The organism is Streptomyces genisteinicus (assembly GCF_014489615.1).
In the GTDB taxonomy this organism is placed as follows: domain Bacteria; phylum Actinomycetota; class Actinomycetes; order Streptomycetales; family Streptomycetaceae; genus Streptomyces; species Streptomyces genisteinicus.
In genome coordinates this window covers 33,875-57,688 of sequence record NZ_CP060827.1, presented here as the reverse complement: position 1 = coordinate 57,688, position 23,814 = coordinate 33,875, and the positions used below count along the sequence as shown (strand labels likewise).

The 23,814-nt window shown below is 72.9% G+C and carries 12 protein-coding genes, 1 pseudogene and 5 CRISPR repeat arrays (1 of these 18 running past the window's edge); of the genes and pseudogenes, 3 read left to right on the top strand and 10 right to left on the bottom strand.

The window, feature by feature from the left end; translation table 11 throughout:
• Positions 1-47 precede the first annotated feature (47 nt).
• Together IAG43_RS35080 and IAG43_RS34905 are read left to right on the top strand one after the other, a co-directional pair.
• A complete protein-coding gene (locus IAG43_RS35080; protein ID WP_187745033.1) occupies positions 48-2,957 on the top strand; it encodes a tetratricopeptide repeat protein in 2,910 nt (969 codons plus the stop codon).
• 74 nt (positions 2,958-3,031) lie between these two features.
• Positions 3,032-3,323 (top strand): annotated as a pseudogene (locus IAG43_RS34905) (HNH endonuclease); the annotation flags it as partial.
• A gap of 323 nt (positions 3,324-3,646) precedes the next feature.
• Here the strand turns inward: IAG43_RS34905 and IAG43_RS34055 are convergent.
• The 9 genes from IAG43_RS34055 to casA all read right to left on the bottom strand — a co-directional run bounded on the left by IAG43_RS34055 (position 3,647) and on the right by casA (position 14,238).
• Complete coding sequence (locus IAG43_RS34055; protein ID WP_187745031.1) at positions 3,647-3,904, bottom strand: hypothetical protein; 258 nt, start codon at positions 3,902-3,904, stop codon at positions 3,647-3,649.
• Entirely contained in the window at positions 3,894-4,124 is a 231-nt protein-coding gene (locus tag IAG43_RS34050; protein WP_187745030.1) for a hypothetical protein, read from the bottom strand. Before IAG43_RS34050 ends, IAG43_RS34055 begins: the two co-directional genes overlap by 11 nt.
• Positions 4,125-4,300: 176 nt before the next feature.
• A CRISPR array of direct repeats spans positions 4,301-7,877; the repeat unit is 29 nt; unit sequence CGGAGCACCCCCGCGTCGGCGGGGAGGAC.
• A gap of 17 nt (positions 7,878-7,894) precedes the next feature.
• Positions 7,895-8,212, bottom strand: a complete 318-nt coding sequence (gene cas2e, locus IAG43_RS34045) for a type I-E CRISPR-associated endoribonuclease Cas2e (RefSeq protein ID WP_187745029.1) — start codon at positions 8,210-8,212, stop codon at positions 7,895-7,897.
• A complete protein-coding gene (gene cas1e / locus IAG43_RS34040) occupies positions 8,212-9,162 on the bottom strand; it encodes a type I-E CRISPR-associated endonuclease Cas1e (RefSeq protein ID WP_187745059.1) in 951 nt (316 codons plus the stop codon). Before cas1e ends, cas2e begins: the two co-directional genes overlap by 1 nt.
• Positions 9,163-9,218: 56 nt before the next feature.
• On the bottom strand, positions 9,219-9,866 hold the full coding sequence (gene cas6e, locus IAG43_RS34035; protein ID WP_187745028.1) for a type I-E CRISPR-associated protein Cas6/Cse3/CasE: 648 nt from the start codon (positions 9,864-9,866) through the stop codon (positions 9,219-9,221).
• A complete protein-coding gene (gene cas5e / locus IAG43_RS34030; protein ID WP_187745027.1) occupies positions 9,863-10,756 on the bottom strand; it encodes a type I-E CRISPR-associated protein Cas5/CasD in 894 nt (297 codons plus the stop codon). Before cas5e ends, cas6e begins: the two co-directional genes overlap by 4 nt.
• Positions 10,753-11,880 carry a type I-E CRISPR-associated protein Cas7/Cse4/CasC gene (cas7e, locus tag IAG43_RS34025; RefSeq protein ID WP_187745026.1) on the bottom strand — a complete coding sequence of 376 codons (1,128 nt, stop codon included), beginning with the start codon at positions 11,878-11,880 and terminating at the stop codon, positions 10,753-10,755. The genes cas5e and cas7e overlap by 4 nt, the downstream gene beginning before the upstream one ends.
• A complete protein-coding gene (casB, locus tag IAG43_RS34020) occupies positions 11,877-12,560 on the bottom strand; it encodes a type I-E CRISPR-associated protein Cse2/CasB (RefSeq protein WP_246574858.1) in 684 nt (227 codons plus the stop codon). The genes cas7e and casB overlap by 4 nt, the downstream gene beginning before the upstream one ends.
• Positions 12,561-12,642: 82 nt before the next feature.
• Positions 12,643-14,238 carry a type I-E CRISPR-associated protein Cse1/CasA gene (gene casA / locus IAG43_RS34015; protein WP_281404003.1) on the bottom strand — a complete coding sequence of 532 codons (1,596 nt, stop codon included), beginning with the start codon at positions 14,236-14,238 and terminating at the stop codon, positions 12,643-12,645.
• A gap of 338 nt (positions 14,239-14,576) precedes the next feature.
• Here casA and IAG43_RS34010 point away from each other — a divergent pair, with 338 nt between their 5' ends.
• Complete coding sequence (locus IAG43_RS34010; RefSeq protein WP_187745025.1) at positions 14,577-14,741, top strand: hypothetical protein; 165 nt, start codon at positions 14,577-14,579, stop codon at positions 14,739-14,741.
• A 279-nt stretch (positions 14,742-15,020) separates the two neighbouring features.
• A CRISPR array of direct repeats spans positions 15,021-15,476; the repeat unit is 29 nt; unit sequence CGGAACACCCCCGCGGCAGCGGGGAGGAC.
• An 813-nt stretch (positions 15,477-16,289) separates the two neighbouring features.
• Here the strand turns inward: IAG43_RS34010 and cas3 are convergent.
• Positions 16,290-19,160 carry a CRISPR-associated helicase Cas3' gene (gene cas3, locus IAG43_RS34005; RefSeq protein ID WP_187745024.1) on the bottom strand — a complete coding sequence of 957 codons (2,871 nt, stop codon included), beginning with the start codon at positions 19,158-19,160 and terminating at the stop codon, positions 16,290-16,292.
• Positions 19,161-19,334: 174 nt separating this feature from the next.
• Positions 19,335-20,936: direct repeats of the CRISPR family, unit length 29 nt; unit sequence GTCCTCCCCGCCGTCGCGGGGGTGCTCCG.
• Between the two features lie 274 nt (positions 20,937-21,210).
• A CRISPR array of direct repeats spans positions 21,211-21,484; the repeat unit is 29 nt; unit sequence GTCCTCCCCGCCGTCGCGGGGGTGCTCCG.
• A gap of 1,977 nt (positions 21,485-23,461) precedes the next feature.
• Positions 23,462-23,814: a CRISPR direct-repeat array (repeat unit 29 nt; unit sequence GTCCTCCCCGCCGTCGCGGGGGTGCTCCG); it runs 347 nt beyond the window's last position.

The window sequence follows — 23,814 nt, the reverse complement described above, 5'->3', positions numbered from 1 at the left end:
GCCGGACCCCGGGGCAGGGCGGCAGGGGTTGGCGGGGAGGGGCGGGCGTGGAGCAGTTGCGGGTGGCGGGGGTGACCGGGCCGAAGAGCTCGGAGCCGGGATCGCGTCCGGAGGCCGGTTCGGGGTATGCGGTCGGTGGGCGTCTGGTGCTGTCGTCGGCGCATGTGACCGGGGCGGCCGGGACGCGGGTGAAGGTGTTCCATCCGGGTGCCGGCGGGCATGCGGGTGGGACGGTGGTGTGGGCGGGGACGCCGGGCGGGCGGGACGACGCCGCGCTCGTCCTCGTCGACGACTCACCGCACTGGCAGCCTCCGACCGTGCCGGTCGTGTGGGGGCGGCCGGACACGAAGCGTCCCGGCACACCGTGCGAGACCTGGGGTGTCCCGGACGAGGCCCAGCGCACAGGCCGGCCGGTGGAAGCCGTCCAGCTGGGCGGGGAGGTGAATCCGGGCAGCGGCATCGTCGGCAACCAGTACGTCATGGACCTGCGCACGCCCGGGGTGGGGTGGCCGGGTGGCGGGACGTCTCCGTGGGGCGGGTTGTCGGGGGCGGCGGTGTTCTGCGACCGGTACCTGGCCGGTGTCGTCGCCTCGGACCGGGCGAACTCCGCCCACGGCCGCCTGAACGTCGTGCCCGCCTACGTCCTGCACCACGACGACGCCTTCCGCACCGCCCTCGCCGAGCACGGTGGCGACCCGGCGGGCGGGCTGAGGGCCGTGGAGTTCCAGGACATCGCCGACCCCACCGTCCACACCGCTGTCCGGCGTGCGCCGGTGACGCCGGCGGCGCTGCTGGAGGCCGGACGGCAGACCGTTCCCTTCCACGGCCGCGAGGACCTGCTCGCCGACCTGCAGGCATGGTGCGGCCTGGGCGGTTTCGGGGCGTGGCTGCTGCACGGCCCCGGCGGGCAGGGCAAGACCCGCCTCGCCCACCACCTCGGCCACGAACTCACCGCCACCGGCTGGACCGTGCTGTGGCCGCACGCGAACGCCGAGCCATCCCAGTTGCTGGAGGTCCGGCGGGCGGCCAGGCCGATGCTGGTCGTCCTCGACTACGCCGAGACCCGCCCCGCCCAGCTCGCCGCGCTCGTCGCCGCCGCCGCCGAGCACCCCGGCACCAGCCCGCTCAAACTCCTGCTGCTGGCCCGCACCTCCGGCGACTGGTGGCAGCAGGCCCGGCGGGCAAGCCGGCAGGCCGGGGACTGCCTCGCCACCGCCCGCACCCGCCGCCTCACCCCGCTGGAGGACGAGCCCGACCGGCGCGCCGGCCACTACCGCGATGCCGCCCGCGCCCTCGCCGCCGCGCTCCCGGCCGTCCCCGGCCTGACGGGCCGCGACTGGAGCGCGGCCGCCGCGGGTCTGCAGCCACCCCGGCGGCTCGGCGAAGACGCCTACGGCAACGCGCTCACCCTCCACATGACCGCCCTCGCCGACCTCCTCGACACCACACAACCCCACCCCACGAACCACACCGACGACGAGGACGAGAACGCGCAGGACGTCGAGGACCGACTCCTCGACCACGAGAGCCGCTACTGGGAAGGCAGCGCCACCACCCGCGGCCTCACCCCCAACCTCAGCACGAACACGTTGGAGACCGCGCTCGCAGCCGCCCACCTGGCAGGCGCCACCGACCGCGACCAGGCCGACCTGCTGTGGCAACGCCTGCCCGCACTCGCCGACCAGCCCCGCGACCGCCGCAACACCGTCACCGCCTGGCTCACCACCCTCTACCCCCCGCCCTCGGCCGCTCCCGGCCGGCCACCGTGGGGTGCGCTACAACCCGACCGCCTCGCCGAACGCCACACCGGCCGCATCCTGGACACCGACCCCCGCCTCGCCGACCAACTCCTCGACGGCGCCGACGACGCGCAGACGGCCCAGCTCCTGACCGTCTACAGCCGCGCCGCCGCCCACCCCGTTTTCGACGGCCGCCTCGACACCTACCTCACCGACCTCTGCATCCGTCACCACCTCAAGCTGGCCGCGCACATCATCACCACCGCCACCCGCACCGACCACCCCACCCCTCTCATAGTCGCCCTCGACACCCTCGCCACCGACCCCGCGATCGCGCTCAACACCCTCCACACGCTCTACGGCCATTTCCCTCGCACCAGCCACCGCCTCGCCACCACCGCGGCCCACCTCGCCCACACCATCACCGGCCACTACCGCGCCCTCGCCGAGGCCGACCCCGACGCCCACCGGCCCGACCTCGCCGGTGCCCTCAACAACCTCTCCATCCGCCTCGGTGACGCGGGCCGGCGAGCGGAAGGCCTGGCATCTGTCGAGGAAGCCGTCGCAATCCGCCGCACCCTCGCCAACGCCGACCCCGACGCCTACCTCCCCGACCTCGCCATGTCCCTCAACAACCTCTCCATCGACCTGGGTGACGCGGGCCGGCGAGCGGAAGGCCTGGCATCTGTCGAGGAAGCCGTCGACCACTACCGCACCCTCGCCGAGGCCAACCCCGACGCCTACCTCCCCGACCTCGCCATGTCCCTCAACAACCTCTCCATCCGCCTCGGCGAGGCGGGCCGACGCGCGGAAGGCCTGGCATCTGTCGAGGAAGCCGTCACGATCCGCCGCACCCTCGCCGAGGCCAACCCCGACGCCTACCTCCCCGACCTCGCCATGTCCCTCAACAACCTCTCCATCCGCCTCGGCGAGGCGGGCCGGCGAGCGGAAGGCCTGGCATCTGTCGAGGAAGCCGTCGCAATCCGCCGCACCCTCGCCGAGGCCAACCCCGACGCCTACCTCCCCAACCTCGCCATGTCCCTCAACAACCTCTCCATCCGCCTCGGCGACGCGGGCCGGCGAGCGGAAGGCCTGGCAGCTGTCGAGGAAGCCGTCGACCACTACCGCACCCTCGCCGAGGCCAACCCCGACCTCTTCGGGCCTGCTCTACAACAGGCGCTGGAGGTGGCCGACGCGCTGCAGGGACTCGATTCGTAGGCAGATGAGGCGGCTACCTCCGCTCACGCCAGCGGACGAATATGGCACGTGGGGAATGACGCTCCCTGCCAGTCGGAGCAAGCACCTGGACGGCGCAGCGGCGGGAGGCGTACGCCAACGACCAGGGCTCGTCGACGAGCCTCGTCGCCGTCACCGTCCGCTCCAACCGCGCGAAGCCGACTGCGACCCGGCTGAGTGGCTCCCGCTGGCCGCGGACCAGCACCAGGCCCCTGCCGGTACGTCGGCGAGTGGGTTGCAACCAAGTTCCGCTGGAACCGTGCGGTCGACGACGCCGAGCTGGCGACCCTGGAGGTCTACGGCGAGACCTGCGCGGCCACGGTCGTGAACTACACCCCGGCACCGTAGGCCGGTCCCCGCGGGTGCCGCCGCGGGCGCGTGTCAGGTTGCGCTCGGGCGGTGACCGCGAGGGCGGGGCCCTGACAGGTGTCGAAGCCGGGCGGGGCCCCGCCACGGCGCGGAGGACCCGCCAGGCCCTGCCCGCGCCACCCGGTCCAACGAACAGACCATGGCCGGGACACGGCCGCCAGGAGCCGGCACTACCGATGCCGAGCTCCGTATCAGCACGGCAGCGGGAACACGCCTCCGCACCCTCGGCGACGGCCCCGGCGGCGATGTCACAGGTCACCACGCGGACGTGCGGACCGGGGCGCTACTCAGCTATCCGACGGCTATGCCTCGATGTAAGCGACGATCGTGATCTGGCGCAGCGCGGTGACGTAGTAGATGACGCGGACCTCGTCGATGTCGTCGGTGTAGTCGCGCAGCAGGGTGCCGGGTACCGGGGTGCCCAGCTCGGGGTTGACGCTGATCGCGACGATCGCCCGGTCCAGGCGGTGCGTCTCGCGGGCGGTGAGCTTCGCCAGCTGGCTCAGCGCGGGCTCCACCATGACGACCTGGGACCGGCGCGGTGCGTGCTCAGGCGACACGGGGCTCCTCGCCGGCCAGGCGGTCCAGGTGGGCGTCGCGGGCGTCTTCCCACAGCACGCCCGCTTCCGGGGACGGGTAACCGTGGGCGGCGATGTCCTCCAGCACCGAGGCGAGGACGTCGGCCTTCGCGCGCTGGTCGGCCGCGTACGCGCGGGCCGACGCGGCGGCCTGCTCGTCGAGGGGCTGGCGGTCGGGCACGAGGGCCGGCTGCTCGCTCATCGGCAACTCCTGGGCTTCTGTCTGACGTGTGTCACCACGGTATCGCCGGGCCGCACCACTGAACCCTCATACGAGCGAACCGGGCCGAACGTCGACCTGTCCCTTGCCACACGGTGCTGCGCCCAGCAGCCCAGCAACGGCGAGGGGACATGCCGGTGCAGTTGCCGCCGCCTCGACGGAGCACCCCCACGTCGGCGAGGAGCGCTGAGCAGCGGAGTCGCCCTGCTCCTTGGCCAGCGGATCACCCCCACGTCGGCGGGGAGGACTTTCTGGGGGCGAGCTATGCCCGTGCGCTTCGCGGAGCACCCCCGCAACGGCGGGGAGAACCATGGCTGCGCTTGGGCCCCAGAGTAGGACAGCAAAGCACCCCCGCATCGGCGGGAAGGACGCCGTCGTCATGTCCGGCAGCGTCGTCGCGAACGGAGCACCCCCGCGTCGGCGGGGAGGACCCGAACAGCTTGGCGACCGCGCCCGTGTCGTACGGAGCACCCCCGCGTCGGCGGGGAGGACGTCTCGGTCCGCAACGCCCCCGCCGACCGCACCGAAGCACCCCCGCGTCGGCGGGGAGGACTTGAGGGCGGTGGCGTGCTCGTCGTAGCGGCGCGGAGCACCCCCGCGTCGGCGGGGAGGACGCCGTGGCCGCGTTCTGCACGAGGGCCTTGTTCGGAGCACCCCCGCGTCGGCGGGGAGGACCCACCCATTCGCCGACGTTCATGTGCGCTCGTCGGAGCACCCCCGCGTCGGCGGGGAGGACTGGGCAAGCCCCGCAACCCCGGGAGGAGCCGGCGGAGCACCCCCGCGTCGGCGGGGAGGACGTGATGCTCCCCTGGCGCGGCCCAGCCGTCACCGGAGCACCCCCGCGTCGGCGAGGAGAACGCTCTAAGCCGTTGCCATGTCTGGGGTCTGATCGGAGCACCCCCGCGTCGGCGGGGAGGACGGCTGTGGTGGGTGCGGTGGTCCAGCCGAGGGCGGAGCACCCCCGCGTCGGCGGGGAGGACATGGCGTTGAGCGCCTGCCAGCAGTCCACCAGCGGAGCACCCCCGCGTCGGCGGGGAGGACAACTGGTCCATGTCGAGTCGCGGGTCGACCGGCGGAGCACCCCCGCGTCGGCGGGGAGGACCGCCCCTGGCAAGAGCAGACGGTGCGCTGGTACGGAGCACCCCCGCGTCGGCGGGGAGGACGGCGTCCCGGTCGGCCGGGCGGGTGCGGACGGCGGAGCACCCCCGCGTCGGCGGGGAGGACCCGCGGGCGAGCAGCTTCGGCGCCTCGGGAAGCGGAGCACCCCCGCGTCGGCGGGGAGGACACCGGCCCCAGCAACGTGCCCATGTACACCACCGGAGCACCCCCGAGTCGGCGGGGAGGACACCGGAGCGGGTCACCGTGCACGCCCACGATGTCGGAGCACCCCCGCGTCGGCGGGAGGACGGCCTGGCCGGCGGCCGGGTGGCGGTCGGAGGCGGAGCACCCCCGCGTCGGCGGGGAGGACTCAGCCAGCTGTCTATGCGTGAGGTGGGCCAACGGAGCACCCCCGCGTCGGCGGGGAGGACGCGCCGGTCAGCGACCCGAAGTCCTTGTCGAGCGGAGCACCCCCGCGTCGGCGGGGAGGACAACTGCATGACGGGGGTCCGCTCGCGGATGCTCGGAGCACCCCCGCGTCGGCGGGGAGGACCCGCCCATTCGCCGAGGTTCATGTGCGCTCGTCGGAGCACCCCCGCGTCGGCGGGGAGGACTCAGCCGCCCCGGCGAGCGGGGTCGTCACCATCGGAGCACCCCCGCGTCGGCGGGGAGGACATGCGGCGGCGGAGCGCGGCCAGCGTGAGGGGCGGAGCACCCCCGCGTCGGCGGGGAGGACTCGCCGTGCCACTTCGCGCCCGGCCCGGCCGTCGGAGCACCCCCGCGTCGGCGGGGAGGACGACCCAGGACGCGCGATGACCGACCGGGACACCGGAGCACCCCCGCGTCGGCGGGGAGGACGCCGGCGGCACCCAGTCCGCGGGCTTCGACCGCGGAGCACCCCCGCGTCGGCGGGGAGGACCTCGGACGCGACCGCGGGCCCAGGGTCGGCCGGCGGAGCACCCCCGCGTCGGCGGGGAGGACAGCTCGGCGAACTGCATGTCCCGCTGGGACAACGGAGCACCCCCGCGTCGGCGGGGAGGACTCGGCGAGGTCGCGCGCGTAGGTGGCGCCGGTCGGAGCACCCCCGCGTCGGCGGGGAGGACTCCTTGAGGCGCTGCGCGAGGCGGTCGGCCACCGGAGCACCCCCGCGTCGGCGGGGAGGACCCTTCACGATGGCCGATCCACCAGACCGCTGCCGGAGCACCCCCGCGTCGGCGGGGAGGACGGCCCCGGCCTGCCGGAGGGCGGAGATGACGGCGGAGCACCCCCGCGTCGGCGGGGAGGACTCGACCTCGTCCATCCAGGACAGCAGCCCGGGCGGAGCACCCCCGCGTCGGCGGGGAGGACCGCCGCCGAGCCGTCGCCGACCGGCAGAGCGACGGAGCACCCCCGCGTCGGCGGGGAGGACATGACCACCCGGCGTCCGCTCTTGCCGCGCAACGGAGCACCCCCGCGTCGGCGGGGAGGACGGCCCGAGCTCGGCGAAGACCGGGCCGAGGATCGGAGCACCCCCGCGTCGGCGGGGAGGACGAGGTGACCGCCGGCGCGAGCGCGGCACGCGACGGAGCACCCCCGCGTCGGCGGGGAGGACCGCGTCCCACACACTGTCGGGCACGATGACCTCGGAGCACCCCCGCGTCGGCGGGGAGGACAGCACGGCCCGCAGCGCGGTCGGCGACTGGAGCGGAGCACCCCCGCGTCGGCGGGGAGGACGCTTCCTGACGGATCACCAGCGCGAACGCCAGCGGAGCACCCCCGCGTCGGCGGGGAGGACGCCGCCGTAGCGCCACAGGATCAGCGCGTCCTCGGAGCACCCCCGCGTCGGCGGGGAGGACCGGTTCGACAGGCGGTCGCCGTGCTGGGAGTGCGGAGCACCCCCGCGTCGGCGGGGAGGACCGCGCCATCACCTACGGCATGCCGCTGATCGCCGGAGCACCCCCGCGTCGGCGGGGAGGACAGGAGCTGCCAGGAGCGGACCGTGCCGTTGTCCGGAGCACCCCCGCGTCGGCGGGGAGGACAGCCGCACGTTGACCGCGGTCAGCGCGTCCAGCGGAGCACCCCCGCGTCGGCGGGGAGGACTGGGGCACGGCGGGAGCCGGGGTCCCGTCCGGAGGAGCACCCCCGCGTCGGCGGGGAGGACCGCCGCATGACCGACACCACCGAGACCGCAGACATCGCCGCCGGAGCACCCCCGCGTCGGCGGGGAGGACTCCGTCGTGTCCCGCGCGGAGCGGCTCCCCGTCGGAGCACCCCCGCGTCGGCGGGGAGGACAGGTTCATGTGTGGTGATTCATCACAGTGAAACGGAGCACCCCCGCGTCGGCGGGGAGGACCTGTCCCCGCCCAAGGGGCGGGTGGGGGTGCGCGGAGCACCCCCGCGTCGGCGGGGAGGACCTACGCAATCCCATGGGTTCAATGTAGCTGTGCGGAGCACCCCCGCGTCGGCGGGGAGGACGTGTCCATCGTCTGCGTGCCCGTGGTCAGGGCCGGAGCACCCCCGCGTCGGCGGGGAGGACAGGTCCCATCCGGTGAACGGGCCGATGATCGGCGGAGCACCCCCGCGTCGGCGGGGAGGACATGCCGGGTGTCCGACCGGAGACGCGGCACCGCGGAGCACCCCCGCGTCGGCGGGGAGGACACTTCCTGACCTGGCCCTTAAGAAGGGCTTTGCATTTCCTTTGCCTTGGGTGCGCCAGTCATGCGGATGAGTGTGAGTCCGTCGTAGTCGACGGGTACGCGGCGTCGGGTGCCGGCGGTGCGGATGGCGTAGCCCTGTTCTGTGGCTGCGGGGTGGACGAGGACGGCTGCGCCGTTGCCGACGGTGTCGGTGACGGCGCGCCAGAGTTCGTCGCGGACGCGTGCTGAGACGCTGCCGACGAAGATGCCGGGGACGACTTCGCTGGTCCAGCGGCTGAGTGCGCCGCGTAGGTGGTCGGGGACGGCGGTGGTGGCGATGACGACCATGGAGGGCATCAGTCGGTTCCTGCTGCGTAGTTGACGCCGGCGGGCAGGGTGCCGGTTTTCGGGTCCCAGAGGTGGACCATGTGGACGTCGCGGCGTTCTGCGGGGTCGTCGTCGGTGTCGTCGTCGGCGTGGGGGGTGTCGGGTGTGGTCGTGAGGAGGGTTTGGGTGTCGCGGACGATGCGGGGCAGCAGGCGCAGGAGTCGGAGGTTGTCGCGGAAGCGGCGGCGGGCTTCTTGTTCGGGGTTGGTGGAGTCGTGGAGGGCGAAGGCGAGGGGGAGGGTGGTGTCGGCTTTGTAGAGGTCGGCTATGTCGTAGACGAAGGCGTGCTGGGTGCCGGCGTGGACGAATCCGAGGGCTGGGGAGAGGCCGAGGGCGAGCAGGGCGGCGTGGATGATGCCGTAGAGGCAGGTGTTGGCGGAGGAGAGGGCCAGGTTGACGGGGTCTTGTGCGTGCCATTGGTCGGGGCGGTAGTTGCGGCGGAAGCGGCCGATGCCGTGCTGGTCCGCGAGGATCTTGTAGAGGGCTTTCATGCGCTGGCCTTCCATGCCGCGCAGTTGGTCGAGGGTGATGGTGGTGGGCAGGTCGGCGTCGTGGAAGCGCATCTTGTACATGCGGATGGCGACGTCGAGGCGGCGGTCGGGGTCGCTCCAGCAGGTGACCTGCTGCTCGAGCCAGTGGGTGGTGAGGGAGTCGGGGAGGATGCCGGCGTAGGCGCGGACGCCGCCGGAGCCGGTGCACACGACGCTGGTGCCGTGGCGGGCGAGGGTGGTCAGGGCTGGTGTGGTGATGGAGACGCCGGGGCCGAGGAGGAGGCAGGAGAGGGCGGCGGTGGGGAGGTAGACGGTGTCGGTGCGGGTTTCGTCGACCTGGATCTGTGCGCAGACGCCGGTGTCGTCTTGGACGACGCGGACCATGTCCAGGTAGAGGAAGGACAGGGAGTCGGCGATGCGGGGCAGCATGGCGAGGGTGGGGGCGGCGAGCCGTCGGCGGGTGTCGCCGCCCCGTCGTGGTGCGCTCACGCGGTGGTGGCGGGGGCGAGGCTGAGGAGGCCGGCGCCGTAGGGCTTGGCTCGGCCGATGCCGTTGAGGAGGGCGTCGCGCAGTGCGTCGGGGTCGGTGACGGTGGCGGTGCCGTCGTAGCGCAGGAGGCTGTGCCGCATGCGGGGTGCGTTGGAGGTGCGGGGGCGGACCGGTTCGGTGCTGGTGGGGGTGAGGGTGTGGAGGGTGAGGCCTGCGTCGGTGGCGCGGCGGTTCCACCATTGGTCGGCGTCGGGGCCGGTCAGCGGCACGATGCGTCCGCGTTGGCCTTTGTGTTCGGTGGGGAGGCGTTCGCGTTTGGCGGGGTTGACGACGATGCGGTAGCGGACGCCGAGTCCTTTGCGGAGTGCGGTGAACATGGGGCTGAGGCTTTTGATGTCGGCGGTGCCGTAGCCGGTGGGCAGGCGGTGCGGGTCGAGTTGGGCGGCTTGGACGAGGAGTGTGCTGGTGGTGTCGGTCTCGTCGAGGCGGTAGAGCAGTCCGGTCTGGTGGCGGGGGGATTCGCCGAGGTGGTCGGGGACCATCCGCATGACGGTGCGGTGCATCTGGGTGGCGTCCCGCAGGTCTCGTTGCACGTCTTGGCTGTGCGGGTTGAGGCGGATGCGTGCGATCACCGGGTGGTTCATGCGTGGTCCTCGAGGTGGGCGTAGTCGATCAGGCGCTGTATGAGGGTGTGCTGGGGGCCGGTGAGGTGGCCGGGCAGCGCCTCGACGGTGCGGTGGAGGCGGCGTGTGGTGTGGCTGCGTTGGTGCGGGGCGAAGCTGACGGGCACGTCGTTCACTTCGATGATGTCGGCGAAGCTGTCGGAGGGTGCCGGGCGGTCGGTGGCATCAGGGCTGGAGGAGGCCGGAGCTCCAGGCTCCTTGCTCTCGGCGGGAAGGGGCCTTTCTGCGTGGTGGGGCGCGGCCGGGTGGGGGGCTGGCCGGGCGGGCTGTTCGCGGAGGAACTCGACCTGGATCGTGGTGGGTTCGCGGTCGTGGCCGTGCCGGTTTCGGGGTGTGGGTCGGCTGAGGGGTACGCGGGTGCGGAGTTCTTCCTCGGGGTCGTCGACGTGGCGGCGCAGGAGGAACGGCTCGTCGGGCACGCAGGAGCGGCGGCCCAGGTACGGGGCCCAGTGGGGGCGGCGCAGAGCTGTGGTGAGGGGTTCGAGGATCTGGTCGGGTGCGGTGACGGCGACGACGAACACGGCGTCGGACAGGTAGTGGCGGCGGGTGATGACGGCTGCGCCCTTGTTGCTGCCGGCGCTGGTGGCCGGGGTGCGTTCTTTGGGGAAGCCGCCGCCGGCGGTGTGGTAGTCGACGAGCCGGACGCCGGGGCGGTCCACGCGGACCGTGAGGTGGAGGTTCTGGTAGCGGTCCAGGCCCCCGTCCTGGCGGCCGATGCCCTCGGCTGCGGCGAACATGCCGATGAGGGCGGAGCGGGTCGGGAAGGGGGCGGTGTCGCGGACGGGGGCGAACGCGGAGCGTTCTCCCCAGGACTGCAGGGGTCCGGCCAGGCGCAGCAGGAATCCGCTCACTGCTCGTTCTCCGCGGTGGGCAGGGCTGCGGTGATCGCGGCGTCGATGAGCTGGTCGAAGGAGTCGTGGGCGGTGCCGAGGCCGGGGTGCTTGGCTTCGGGGTCGATCACGGTGTGGCCGTGGAAGCGTCGGTTGCGCTGGCCGGTGAGGCGGTTGAGGTTGACGGCGTAGGTGTCGAGGGCGGTGCGGGAGGGGTGGGAGAAGCCGCCTTGCTGGTCGGCGGTGACGGGGGTTTCGAAGGCGGCGGCCAGGGACAGGGGGCGGTGTTCGCGCACGGCGAGGTAGGCGAGGTCGGGGACGGTGTGGGGGGCGGTGCTGTTCTTCTTGGCCTGCGGGAGGGACAGGAGGAAGTGTTCGGCGAAGGACCCGAGGACGGTGCGGGCGGCCTTGGTGTCGCCTTCGAGGTTCTTCAGCAGGTCGGCGACGTTGACGGTCGCGTAGCGGTAGAAGACGCCGGCGCTGAACTCGGCGGTGTCGAGGTGGCCGCTGCCGGTGTCGGCTTCGCCGAGCCAGTCGTCGACTGCGGTGAAGTAGTCGCGCTGCGGTTCGGCGGCGTGGGTGGTGAAGGCGTGGGCGACCTGGGCGGCGCCGTCGACGTTGGCGTTGGGGAGTTCAGCGAGCATGCGGCCCAGCAGGCTGATGGAGGCGGTGCGCCGCTTGAGGATCGCTTCGATGGCCTGGGTCGGAAGGATCTGGCCGGGCTTCTTCTTGCCCGCGGCCTCCTCCAGGGCCGGGCGGTGCTCGGTGCAGACGGCGGCGAGTTCGTCGATCGCAGCCTCCGGGAGGAACAGCAGGACCGAGGTGTGACCGGCCGCTTCGGTGCCGATGCCCTTCTTCCCGGCGCTGGCGGCGACCTGCGCGCCGGCGAAGGCGGCCAGTTCCTCGGGCCAGCCGGCGCGTTCGAGGGCTTGGCGCACCTTCACCGGGACCTGGCGGGTGCGGGCGGCCTTCTCTCCGAGGTCCTGCTCGACGCCGTGGCGGATCGCCCGCTTCCAGGACTGGCTGGAGACCCGGATCCGGGAGGCGTTGCCGTAGCGGACCTGCTTCGGGGAGCCGAGGTCGTCACGGTTCAGGTTCGCGGCGGGCACCGACTGCAGGGCGCTCAGGTCCAGGTAGACAGTCATCGGTCGTTCTCCTCGGCAAGGTCGGCATGGGCGGGGTCGGCACCGGTGGGGATGCCGGTGTCGGGGTCGGTGGTGCGGGTGGAGGTGCGGAAGTAGTCCTCGAGCCAGCGGGTGGCGATGCGGTCGCGGCTGCGGTTGAACCAGGCGAGGTCCTCCAGCAGGACGGCCCAGTCGACCGCGATCCCGCTGCTCTGGAGCTGACGGATCAGGGCGGGTAGGGACGGGTGGATCGCATCGGCGCTCTGCCGGGTCATCAGGTGCAGGCTGCTCTCGGCGGAGTTGCCCTTCATCACCTTGGCCGCGACGCCCTGGCCGAGGCTGGCTCCGAGATTCGGCCGCTGGAACCAGGAGATCCCGGCATGGTCCGGGACGGTGTCCCGTGCGGCGCGGGGGCGCGCGGCGATCAGCGACGCGACCGCGTAGTAGGCACGGCGGACGTCGGCGTGGTGCGGGTCGTCGTGGTCGCGCAGCCAGGGCACCAGGTAGCGGTGCATGGTGTTGCACCGCTCCACCGGCAGTCCCAGACCGCGGCGCAGCGCGGCGCGGGCCTGGGTGGACTGGCACAGGTGGTGCACATGGGCGACGAACGCGTCCGATCCGCGCCTTGCCGTAGCGGGCGGGGCCGTGGCCGGCGGATCGGAGGGAGGCGGCACCGATGCCGCCGGCACAGAAGTGGTCATGAGGCGTCCCTTGGACGAGGGCGTGGGTGTGGGTGTGATGGCGTGCTGGGCCTGCGGGCAGGCACGGCTGTGAGCGGCAGGGTCAGGCGGTGGCCGGCGCCGGGCGCAGCAGCGCCAGCAGCAGGCCGCGGGCGCGCTGGCGTGCGCGGGCGACGCGGATGTCCGCCCGGTTGGCCTGGCCCAGAGCGTCGTCGAGCGCGGTCAGAGCGGCGTCCACGAACGGGCGGGCGACCTGTTCGGTGGCCTGGCCGGTCCTCGTGAGCTGCCAGAACGCGGTCTCCGCGGCCGGCCAGTACCGGGTCATCGCGGCGGCCGCCCAGGGGCCGGGTTTGCGCGCGTCGAGTCTGACCTTCGCTGTCGGCGACAGGTCCGTATTCGCGTCGGTGGCGATCTTCCAGGCGATCCGCGCGGCGTAGTCGAGCCGGTCGCCGGTCTGTTCGGCCATGGCGTGGCAGCGCTTGACGTGGTGCGCCATGGCGGTGTCGTTCTCTTCCTGCCAGCGCAGCACGGGCGGAGTCGTCGCCTGGTACCAGACGCTGTCCTTCTGCTGTCCGTCCTGGTCGAAGCCGTAGGCACGCACCCGCAGCTGGGGCAGGAGCCACCGCGGCAGGTGCTCCAGAGCGGGCGGACGCCTGCTGCTGCCACGGCTGTCCTTCAGCAGCAGCGAGTCGAGGTCCCGCCACAACGCCCGCGCCCCGTCCGCTTCCCTGGGCTGGAACTCGCCGTCCCGGCGCGGGTCGAGAACCTGATAGGGGTCACGGACCTGCTGCGGCTTCTCGTGAGTCGCCCACGTCAGGTAGGCGTCGCACACGGTACGCCCGTCCGGGGACGCAATGAGCAGCGCTGCGTGCCGGAACCGGCCGGTCAGCATCCCGCCGGGCCACGTCACCGCCGGCACCGGCCCCAGCGGCTCATTCAGAGCTTCGGCTTCCCACGGGCACGCGTCCTCTGCCTCCCAGTCGACCTGCGCCTGCGGGCTCGGCACCGCCAGCACGAGCGTGGAGAACAGATCCGGCGCCCACGGAAAGTAGGAGACCGACTTCCGCAGCGGGGCCGCGTCCGTGCTGCCCGCCCGCTCAGCCGTGATCCGGCGGGGCGTGCACTGCCCCGACGGCCCGTAGTACAGCTGCGCGATCAGATGCCACGCCGCCTCCGCCGCCGGGACGGGTACCGGAGCGGTGTCCGTGAAGTGCCCGAACAGGACGGCCCCGTTGATACCGGTCGGCCGGCCCATCACCAGCTTGTTCACCCCGGAGGCGTTCGGCGCACCCTTCGCGTCCACGCACTCGGTGCGCAGCCGGGGGTCCTGCAGGAACGGCCGCTCGGGATGGAAGAGGTCGAACCGGCCCTCCAGGTCCTCCCGGGCGAAGTAGGCGTCCACCGCCGCCGGGTCGAACCGGCCCGACTTCAGGATCCTGTCCCGCAGGCCGTGCCACTCGTCGATGTTCTCGCCGACACCCGGATCGTCCAGAAACTCGTCGCCGTCCGCAGCGACCCGCGCCGTGAGCGACGCGAGGATCCGCATTAGCCCGGCAGCGGCGGGCGGCACCGGCACCTGAAGATCCTCGATCTCATGCGCCCGCGTAAACAGCTCACGTAACCCCAGCCACACCGTCTCCCCAGTCGCTAACCGCACCGGAATCCACGGCTCGACCCGCAGATCGAAACCCCCACCCACACGCACCACCCCTCCCCCGCCGCGCCCGACACACAGACACGACACAGCCCCCTACAGCCAGTCACTTCAACGTGACCCGCATTCAAACACCCACCACCGACAATCCGCACCGACCCAGCCAAAATCGGTGCCCCGTACTGGTAGCCGTGCTAGAGCTCCCTCTCGGCGCGCTGAGCAAGCCGGAAGACATCCGTGCGCTGCTAGGTGATATTTGGAAGGTTGAAGGGCAGGGGCGGTTCGGAGGGGAAGGACGGACTTGCCAAGTGCCCAGCGCCTCCGGTACAACTCAACGTCCGCTGCCCTGTGTGACCACACAGGCACCGTGTGCAAGGAGAGACATGCAAGCCGCCCTTCCCCTGTCCTGGAACACCACCGCGCCCTGGTTGCTCGTGGTGACCATCATCGTGATCGTCATCAGCCTGCAACCGGACTCGGCAACCATCGGATCCTGCACCGCGTTACTTCTTGGTGCTGCCGAGGCCCAGCGCCGCCTCACCGCGTAGAGTCGCCAGACGACGCAGCCCAGAACAGTCGTCTGCCGCTCCCGGCGACAGCCGTTTCCTGTATGAAGCCTGCCCGTCGGGAGCACCGTTCGTGAGAGCGCCCGCCTTCCCCGCCGAACGCGGGGGTGTTTCTGTCGAGGGGCACGGGCGAGTCGACGTCCCTGCGACTTCCTCACCGATGTGGGGGTGTGCTGCACATACACGTCCGTGGGCACAGCATCCAGGAGCACCCCCGCAGCGGGGGGACCGCGCCTTCCGGGCACGCGAGGCGCCCGATCGCGGAGCACCCCCGCGGCAGCGGGGAGGACACGTTGACGCGGACCGTGGCGTCGTATCGCCGCGGAACACCCCCGCGGCAGCGGGGAGGACGCCGGCCGCCGGGCCTGCGTCGGGCTGGCTTTCGGAACACCCCCGCGGCAGCGGGGAGGACCGGGTGATCGCCCGGTCCACCGGACCGAGCGGCGGAACACCCCCGCGGCAGCGGGGAGGACGACACGCCCCTGATCGTGGCCGGGGTACACACCGGAACACCCCCGCGGCAGCGGGGAGGACCCGCGGATGATCCGCTTGTGCGGGTGGCGCTGCGGAACACCCCCGCGGCAGCGGGGAGGACGTGAGGATCGTGGCGTCGCGCTCTGCCGGTCCCGGAACACCCCCGCGGCAGCGGGGAGGACTCTCCCGCCTGCTGAGGGGTGCCGGGTACGGGCGGAACACCCCCGCGGCAGCGGGGAGGACCTGGTACTGCACCCGGATCGCCGGCATCGGGTGGGAACACCCCCGCGGCAGGCGGGGAGGACTTCATGCGTTCGGCCTGCTTGTCGAGGTCGGCCGGAACACCCCCGCGGCAGGCGGGGAGGACCCGAGCCCCATGCACCACGGGCAGGGGATCTGCGGAACACCCCCGCGGCAGGCGGGGAGGACTTCGCCGCGTTCCAGGACCCGGTCTCCTCGTACGGAACACCCCCGCGGCAGGCGGGGAGGACTCCTGCTCGAACTTGCTGTTGGCCAGGGCTTCCGGAACACCCCCGCGGCAGGCGGGGAGGACTCGACCCGGGTCGGGTTGTACGGCTCGACCGGCGGAACACCCCCGCGGCAGGCGGGGAGGACGTGCCCGACAGCTGGAACGTGTCCGTCGCGAACGGAACACCCCCGCGGCAGGTGGGGAGGACGGCCATCAGTCCCGCCGCGGTGGTGTGGGCCAGGGAACACCCCCGCGGCAGGCGGGGAGGACCAGTGCCCCGGCCGGCCGGTCTCGGCGCGGGCCGAACACCCCCGCGGCAGGCGGGGAGGACGTGTCGAACACCAGCGGCCTGCGGTCACGAGACCGAACACCCCCGCGGCAGGCGAGGAGGACCCTTCCTGACCTGGGGCTTAGAAGTGGCTTTGCCGTTTCTTTGCTTTCCGGTTGGAGGGGGTGGGGTGGCTCATGTGCGCACTGTACCGGCGCTGGTTGAGGCCTGGGGTGATGTCAGCGGCTCTGAGGATATGGAGGCTCTACCTGTGTTCGATTTCCTTCCGGGTGTGTTGACGATGCGGATGGCCGGCGGGCTACTTACGGGTGAGGCCGAGGTCTTCGTCGAGTCGGAGTCTGTGCTTGCCGATGGTTACGGCTTGGGCGGTGCCTGAGTGGAGGGGTTGCCGCAGGAGGCGTAGTTCGCCGAGGAGAGGGTGGTCGGTCCAGGAGGGGGGTGGTGCGATGCTGTCGGGGTCGGCTCCGGCGAGCCAGTCTGCTCGGACGGGGAGAGTCCTGCGCATCACGGCACGGACTGATGCGTTGGGCATCTTCTTGCCGTCTGTGGCTTCGGGCAGGGGTTGTGTGGCTGCTGGGTCGAGGGTGAGGGTGCCGTCTGGGTGAAGGTAGGTGCACAGCAGGCGCACAGAGTCGGCGCCGAGGCGGGTGGACAGTTCCCACTCGTCTTCCTCGCCGGGCAGGTGGTGCAGGTCGTGGAGTGCTGCGGTGCTGCGGGCTCGGGGGACGGCACGGAGGCCGGCCATGCTGCGTTCAGCTGTTTCCTTGCCTTTGTGCGCGGTCCACGCTTTCTCGTCGTTGCCGCCTGGGGTGTTCCAGTCGAAGTCTGTGCCGTCCCCGTGGACGGTTTCGACGAGGTGCTGCACGTCGTCGGGGATGGAGATGGTGGTGTTCGTGAGGCTGTGCAGAGTGCGGGAGGTCGTGGTGAGGAGGTGCTCGGAATACACCTCGCCCCACTGCTGGGGCACCCGTCCGCCGTCGGCGATCGGGTCGAGGACGACCAGCCGTGGTTCGGTGGCCCAGCCGGGGCGGGTGCGGCCGTCGGGGTAGCCGTTGCGCGCCCAGTGCTGTTCGTGGCGCCAGCAGCGGCCGGCGCGCTGGAGCAGCAGCGACATGGGGGCCAGGTCGCTGATGACGATGTCGGCGTCGAGGTCGAGGGACTGCTCCACGACCTGGGTGGCCACGACGATCCGCCGCTCGGGGCGTGGCCCGCTGCGGCCGAGGCCTGCGGTGACTTCTGCGGTGCGGGTCTCGCGGATGTGGGCGGGGAAGCGGGCGTGCAGCAGCTGCACCATCCCGCCCTGTTGGTGTGTGCGCTGGTCGAAGCGTTCACGTAGCCGCAGGTAGGTGGCTTGAGCGTCGGCGACGGTGTTGCACACCACCAACGCGGTCCCGCCTTCTGCCTCGCTGACCGGTTCCAGCAGCTGTTCGATCACGTCCTGCCGCGGGCGGGTGCGGCCGCCCGCCTCGTGGGCGACCGGTTCGACCTGGACGGCGAGTTTCATGCTGCGCGCGGATGCCTGCTCGGTACGGCGCCGCTCGGAGATCTCCGTGGCCCGGGCGCTCGCTGCGTCGACGTACAGCCATCCCGGGTAGGGCACCGGGAACGTCCGCTCGGCCAAAGCCGGTGCCGTGTTCCTCGCGCCCCTGCGGTTGCGCGTGTTGTGTCCGGCGCCCTGCAGGTATTCCTTGATCAGCCGGTCGCTCACGGACGCGGGCAGTGTCGCGGACAGGAGGACGACCGGCACCCCGTAGGCGCCGAGCCAGTTCAGCAGCCGGCCCAGCAGGACCTGCATGTACGGGTCGTAGGCGTGAGCTTCGTCCACGATGAACGTCTTGCCGGACAGGGCCAGCATGCGCAGCGCGTTGTGCCGCACCGGCAGCACCGCCATCAGCGCCTGGTCGATCGTGCCGACCGCGAACTGGGCGAGCAGCGGGCGTTTCGCGCCGCGCAGCCACCGTTGCGGCCGCATGTCCGTCTCCGCCCGGCCGCGGCCCGCCGGCCGTTCGTCGCCGTCGCACGTCAGCACCGGCTGCGTGTCCAGGTCCTCATCCGTGTAGGCGCTGTTGAGCCACGCCATGCTGTGGACCAGGGTCAGCCCCGCTTCCTTGCCGGACTGGGCCTGGAGGGTCCTTGCGATCCGGGCGTGCATCTGGTCGCTGGTGGCCATCGTGGGCAGCAGGAACACGTACCCCTGGGTGCCGAACGCGTGGGACAGGATCCGCTCGGCCTCCAGAGCGGTCTCGCTCTTCCCGTCCCCCGGCGCCGCCGTCACCACCAGGATCCCGCCCCGCCGCCCCGCACCGACTGCCTCCCGCAGCTCGTCGGCCATGGACCGCTGCAGCGGATTGGGTTCTCCGGCAATCCCGTACGCCTGCGCGAACTCCTTGCGTCCCAGCTGAACCCGGACCAGGCCCGCCCCCTTCAGCAGCGTCGGCGCATCCCGCTGCGAGCGGGCGAAATGCCCCTCCAGCGTCGGCTCCAACTCCCGCTGCCGCCCGCGGAGATAGTCCTCCTGACTCACCAGCCAGTCCGCCAGCATCACCACCCCGCACACCAGAACCGCCACGGCCGCGGTGAACTCCTCCGGCACCTGCGGCCGGCCCAGCGCCCCGTGTACCGCACCCGCGTGCGCCACCCGCTGCCCCGCCCACGCGGCATCACCCAGGAATCCAGGAGCGACACCGTCCTCCACACGGTGGAAGCGACCGTGATGGCCCCCGATCACCTCCGCCATCCGCTGCGCTGCCCGCACCTCCCCGCCGTCGGCCAGCCCCAGCGCAGTCAGCACGTCCTGCGTCACCTGCAGTCCCGCCACGTCATGGCCGAACCACTCCCCCGTCATCCGCTCCCGGCCGCTGGCCAGAGCTGGACTCAGATGCGCGCTGCCGTGCCGCGAACAGAACTGGAACCCCGACACCTTGCCGATGTCATGCAGACCGGCACACAGCCCCACCACCGCCCGAGCGCGATCGCTCTCGCCCGCGAACCCCATCCCCTCCGCGATCCGCAGCCGCTGACTCTCCGACAAAAACGCATCCCACAGGTGCAACGCCATCGCGGCAGCGTCTAACAGATGCCGCACCAGCGGATAAGGCGGCAAGCCGGGATCGAGCCCCCGCGACTTCCCCCACACAGACTCGTCCGGCACACCCCAGACCTCAGACATCCCAACCCCCAACCAGCAGCACATCACCTACCGAAACCGGCATTCAACCAGCCCTCACCGACAACACCCTCCTCCCCAACCAGCCAGGTAGAGTCCCCACATGGACCACCCAGACCCCTCCTGCCGCCAGGCAAAGGATCTGCAAAGTCACTCCTAAGCCCCAGCTCAGGAAGAGTCCTCCCCGCCGTCGCGGGGGTGCTCCGTCGGCGGGCGGCGGCCCGGGCCAGAAGGTGAGGTCCTCCCCGCCGTCGCGGGGGTGCTCCGGTCGGGCCACAACTCTTCCCGGACGGGTCCCGGTCCTCCCCGCCGTCGCGGGGGTGCTCCGCGGGGGCCCTTTTCCCGGATCAGGCGATTGATGTCCTCCCCGCCGTCGCGGGGGTGCTCCGCAGGCGTGCGGGCGGCGCTGCGCCTGGTGGGCGTCCTCCCCGCCGTCGCGGGGGTGCTCCGCGCGAGGGCCGCCCCGTCGGCCGGTTCCGCACGTCCTCCCCGCCGTCGCGGGGGTGCTCCGAACCGAGCCGTTGGAGCGCCACCCGCGTCGGCGTCCTCCCCGCCGTCGCGGGGGTGCTCCGCGGGCGGGCAACATCATGTGGGCGACCTCCATGTCCTCCCCGCCGTCGCGGGGGTGCTCCGGCCCGCGGCTTGGCGCTCATGGCCGAGGCCGCGTCCTCCCCGCCGTCGCGGGGGTGCTCCGAACCGAGCCGTTGGAGCGCCACCCGCGTCGGCGTCCTCCCCGCCATCGCGGGGGTGCTCCGTCCGGCGGCGGACCGGCCGTGGCCGTACCGCCGTCCTCCCCGCCGTCGCGGGGGTGCTCCCGCTCGGCGTGTGGATTCTGTCCTCCCCGCCGTCGCGGGGGTGCTCCAATGCGGGTGCCGGGCGGGGGCACGAGGCCGAAGTCCTCCCCGCCGACGCGGGAGTGCTCCGCCGCGCGGTCGGCGGCAGTTGAGGCCGCCCGCGTCCTCCCCGCCAACGCGGGGGTGCTCCGTACTGCCTGGCACATCGCCAGCTCGTGGTGCCGTCCTCCCCGCCGTCGCGGGGGTGCTCCGTGGTTGTGGATGTTGTGGCCGCCCTTGTTGTGGTCCTCCCCGCCGTCGCGGGGGTGCTCCGGCCGTCTACAACGTGCTGGCGATGCACGTGAAGTCCTCCCCGCCGTCGCGGGGGTGCTCCGTCGACGTTGGCCCGGCCGAACACGGTTGACGCGTCCTCCCCGCCGTCGCGGGGGTGCTCCGTCGTGCGGCCAGTCCGCGAGGTGGAGCCGCAGGTCCTCCCCGCCGTCGCGGGGGTGCTCCCGCCGCCGCCGGCCTCCGGGGCGGCACCGGCCGCGTCCTCCCCGCCGTCGCGGGGGTGCTCCGCGCCTGTCGATCTCGCCGACCCAGCCGTTCAGGTCCTCCCCGCCGTCGCGGGGGTGCTCCGCCGGCCTGTACCTCGGGGGACGCGAACGCCGCGTCCTCCCCGCCGTCGCGGGGGTGCTCCGTCCGCTACGTCGTCGTCAGCCCGGAGTTCTCCGTCCTCCCCGCCGTCGTGGGGGTGCTCCGTCCGCTACGTCGTCGTCAGCCCGGAGTTCTCCGTCCTCCCCGCCGTCGTGGGGGTGCTCCGAAACAACAGAGTTTCCCAACCCCCTCCGACCTGTCCTCCCCGCCGTCGCGGGGGTGCTCCGAAGTCGTTGCGGAACATTCTGCTGGGCCCGCGGTCCTCCCCGCCGTCGCGGGGGTGCTCCGGCGGAGATCTGTCACACCGCCGGCGTGCTCGCGTCCTCCCCGCCGTCGCGAGGATGCTCCGGCCCGCGACAGGTGGGTCCGGCGCTCCGCGGAGTCCTCCCCGCCAACGCGGGGGCGCCAAGGCAGAGTTTGTTGTCCGCGGACAACAAGCACGCCCTCCCGGCCAACGCGGAGGTGCTCCCACCAGCACGTGGGCTGGCAGACGCTGGCGTTGTCCTCTCCGCCGTCGCGGGAGTGCTCCGCCATGCTGATGAGTGCGGCGATGCCATCGCCCGTCCTCCTCGCCGTCGCAGGGGGTGCTCCGCGACCGCCGTGCGAGCGGTCCTCACCGAACTCGTCCTCCCCGCCGTCGCGGGGGTGCTCCGTCCGCAGCACTGACATTTCTGTCCTACCCTGGGTCCTCCCCGCCGTCGCGGGGGTGCTCCGTCGGTGTCGGCCATCGCGGTCGTCTCGACCACGTCCTCCCCGCCGTCGCGGGGGTGCTCCGTACGCCGAGTACGACGTCATGACGCGCTACCAGTCCTCCCCGCCGTCGCGGGGGTGCTCCGGAGCGATGGGCAGGGTTGCGTCCGGTGTGCTGGTCCTCCCCGCCGTCGCGGGGGTGCTCCGGCGTCGTCAACCCCGCCGGATCGTGACCGCGGGTTCTCCCCACCGACGCGCGGTACTCCGGAGCCAGCACGAAGGAGAAGGAGTGCCGCAGCCCCTCCCCGCCGCAGAGTTCGTTGTCCGCGGACAACAAGCGCGCCCTCCCCACCGACGCGGGGGTGTTCCAACCTGCGGGGTGGCGCCCCAGCCCAACCAACGGTCCTCCTCGCCGACGCGGGGCTGTTCCGCGGACAGACGTGCAGCTGCTTGTCAGGCCCTGTCCTCCCCGCCGCCGCGGGGGTCCTCGCCGCCAGGGCTGCCCCGGTACAGAGTTTGTTGTCCGCGGACAACAAGCGCGCCCTCCCCGCCGACGCGGGGGTGCTCCGGTCCGCATCCTCCTCGTGCGCGCGATCCTGGAGTCCTCCCCGCCGCCGCGGAGGTGTTCCGCGCATAGTGGTCGCGGCCCTGCCCGCCGGCAGGTCCTCTCCGCCGTCGCGGGGGTGCTCCGTCCGGGTTGACCCGGGCCCAGGCATGGTCGACGTCCTCCCCGCCGTCGCGGGGGTGCTCCGCCACGATCGGGCGGACTCAGGTGGAGCCGAACGTCCTCCCCGCCGTCGCGGGGGTGTTCCGCCCGTGGTCATGCTCGCGTGGACGGGCCTGGTGTCCTCCCCGCCGTCGCGGGGGTGTTCCGTCTACTTCCGGGCGATTCCCGCCCGGCACCCGGTCCTCCCCGCCGACGCGGGGGTGTTCCGCAGGCCCGCGGCCGCGGCCAGGCCGCACCGACGTCCTCCCCGCCGACGCAGGGGTGTTCCGGCGAAGCCCCGGCCGCCGCCGCGTGCCTCACCGTCCTCCCCGCCGTCGCGGGGGTGTTCCGATCCGGTGCCCCGGGTCCGGGAGGAGCGCGCGGTCCTCCCCGCCGTCGCGGGGGTGTTCCGCAGCAGTCGACGGCCTCGTCGACGCCGGCCTCGTCCTCCCCGCCGTCGCGGGGGTGCTCCGCCGTTCGCGGTCGACCTGTCGAGCCTGCGCGGGTCCTCCCCGCCGTCGCGGGGGTGCTCCGCTCCTGCGGGAGCTGGGTGACGACGTGTTCACGTCCTCCCCGCCGTCGCGGGGGTGCTCCTCGTGTTCGAGTGCAGTGGTGAGGTCGGCTACCGTCCTCCCCGCCGTCGCGGGGGTGCTCCGCTGTTCTCTCCCGCACGGTGGAGGTGCCCGACGTCCTCCCGCCGTCGCGGGGGTGCTCCGATCCTGCCGTGGCCCTGCGGTGAAGAGGGCTGGTCCTCCCCGCCGTCGCGGGGGTGCTCCGCCTTCGCTGGACTCCGACGCGCGCTCAGTCTCGTCCTCCCCGCCGTCGCGGGGGTGCTCCGTCCGGCGGCGGACCGGCCGTGGCCGTACCGCCGTCCTCCCCGCCGTCGCGGGGGTGCTCCGGTCGCCGGCTGGATGGCCATCGCCGAACAACTGTCCTCCCCGCCGTCGCGGGGGTGCTCCGCTACCTGTTCGCTTTCAGCCATGTGTCCCCCAGTCCTCCCCGCCGTCGCGAGGGTGCTCCGACTGGTGGGCGCAGCACGGCAGGCTCACCGTGGTCCTCCCCGCCGTCGCGGGGGTGCTCCGCGTCGAGAACGCTCCCGCTCATGGCCGGGTAGGTCCTCCCCGCCGTCGCGGGGGTGCTCCGGCGGCAGGGCGCATGATCAACGCGCTCGGCCGGTCCTCCCCGCCGTCGCGGGGGTGCTCCGCCGCGGTGGAGTCCGCACGCGCGGTCCGCGATGTCCTCCCCGCCGTCGCGGGGGTGCTCCGTGGGTGGCCGACCCCGCCAACTGGTTGCGGGTGTCCTCCCCGCCGTCGCGGGGGTGCTCCGCGCAGCACCGTGTGCTCGGGGTCGAGGGCTCCGTCCTCCCCGCCGTCGCAGGGGTGCTCCGGTGCCGGCGTTGTCGGCACACCCTCGAGGAAGGTCCTCCCCGCCGGCGGGGGGTGCTCCGCGGCACCTCGGCGGCTCGGGCGGGACGACGCCGTCCTCCCCGCCGTCGCGGGGGTGCTCCGCTCTCCAGCGCTCATGAACCCGTCGGACCGCCGTCTTCCCCGCCGTCGCGGGGGTGCTCCGCCGGCCGACTCGGACTGACACCTCCGCTCCTTGTCCTCCCCGCCGTCGCGGGGGTGCTCCGCGGATCAACCGGCGCAACGGCGGCTGGCGCACGTCCTCCCCGCCGTCGCGGGGGTGCTCCGCTGATGTCCTGGCGGACGCCGACGATGGCCTTGTCCTCCCCGCCGTCGCGGGGGTGCTCCGGTGGTCTGGGATGAGGGCGCCCGCCACTCGAGTCCTCCCCGCCGTCGCGGGGGTGCTCCGGTCATGGAATGGGACGGCG

Coding starts and splice junctions, on each gene's coding strand:
- IAG43_RS34050 (WP_187745030.1), bottom strand. CDS start 4,124: ATGAGCGAGCAGCCGGCCCTCGTGCCCGACCGCCAGCCCCTCGACGAG.
- cas2e (WP_187745029.1), bottom strand. CDS start 8,212: ATGCCCTCCATGGTCGTCATCGCCACCACCGCCGTCCCCGACCACCTA.
- cas1e (WP_187745059.1), bottom strand. CDS start 9,162: ATGCTGCCCCGCATCGCCGACTCCCTGTCCTTCCTCTACCTGGACATG.
- cas6e (WP_187745028.1), bottom strand. CDS start 9,866: ATGAACCACCCGGTGATCGCACGCATCCGCCTCAACCCGCACAGCCAA.
- cas7e (WP_187745026.1), bottom strand. CDS start 11,880: ATGACTGTCTACCTGGACCTGAGCGCCCTGCAGTCGGTGCCCGCCGCG.
- casB (WP_246574858.1), bottom strand. CDS start 12,560: ATGACCACTTCTGTGCCGGCGGCATCGGTGCCGCCTCCCTCCGATCCG.
- IAG43_RS34010 (WP_187745025.1), top strand. CDS start 14,577: ATGCAAGCCGCCCTTCCCCTGTCCTGGAACACCACCGCGCCCTGGTTG.
- cas3 (WP_187745024.1), bottom strand. CDS start 19,160: ATGTCTGAGGTCTGGGGTGTGCCGGACGAGTCTGTGTGGGGGAAGTCG.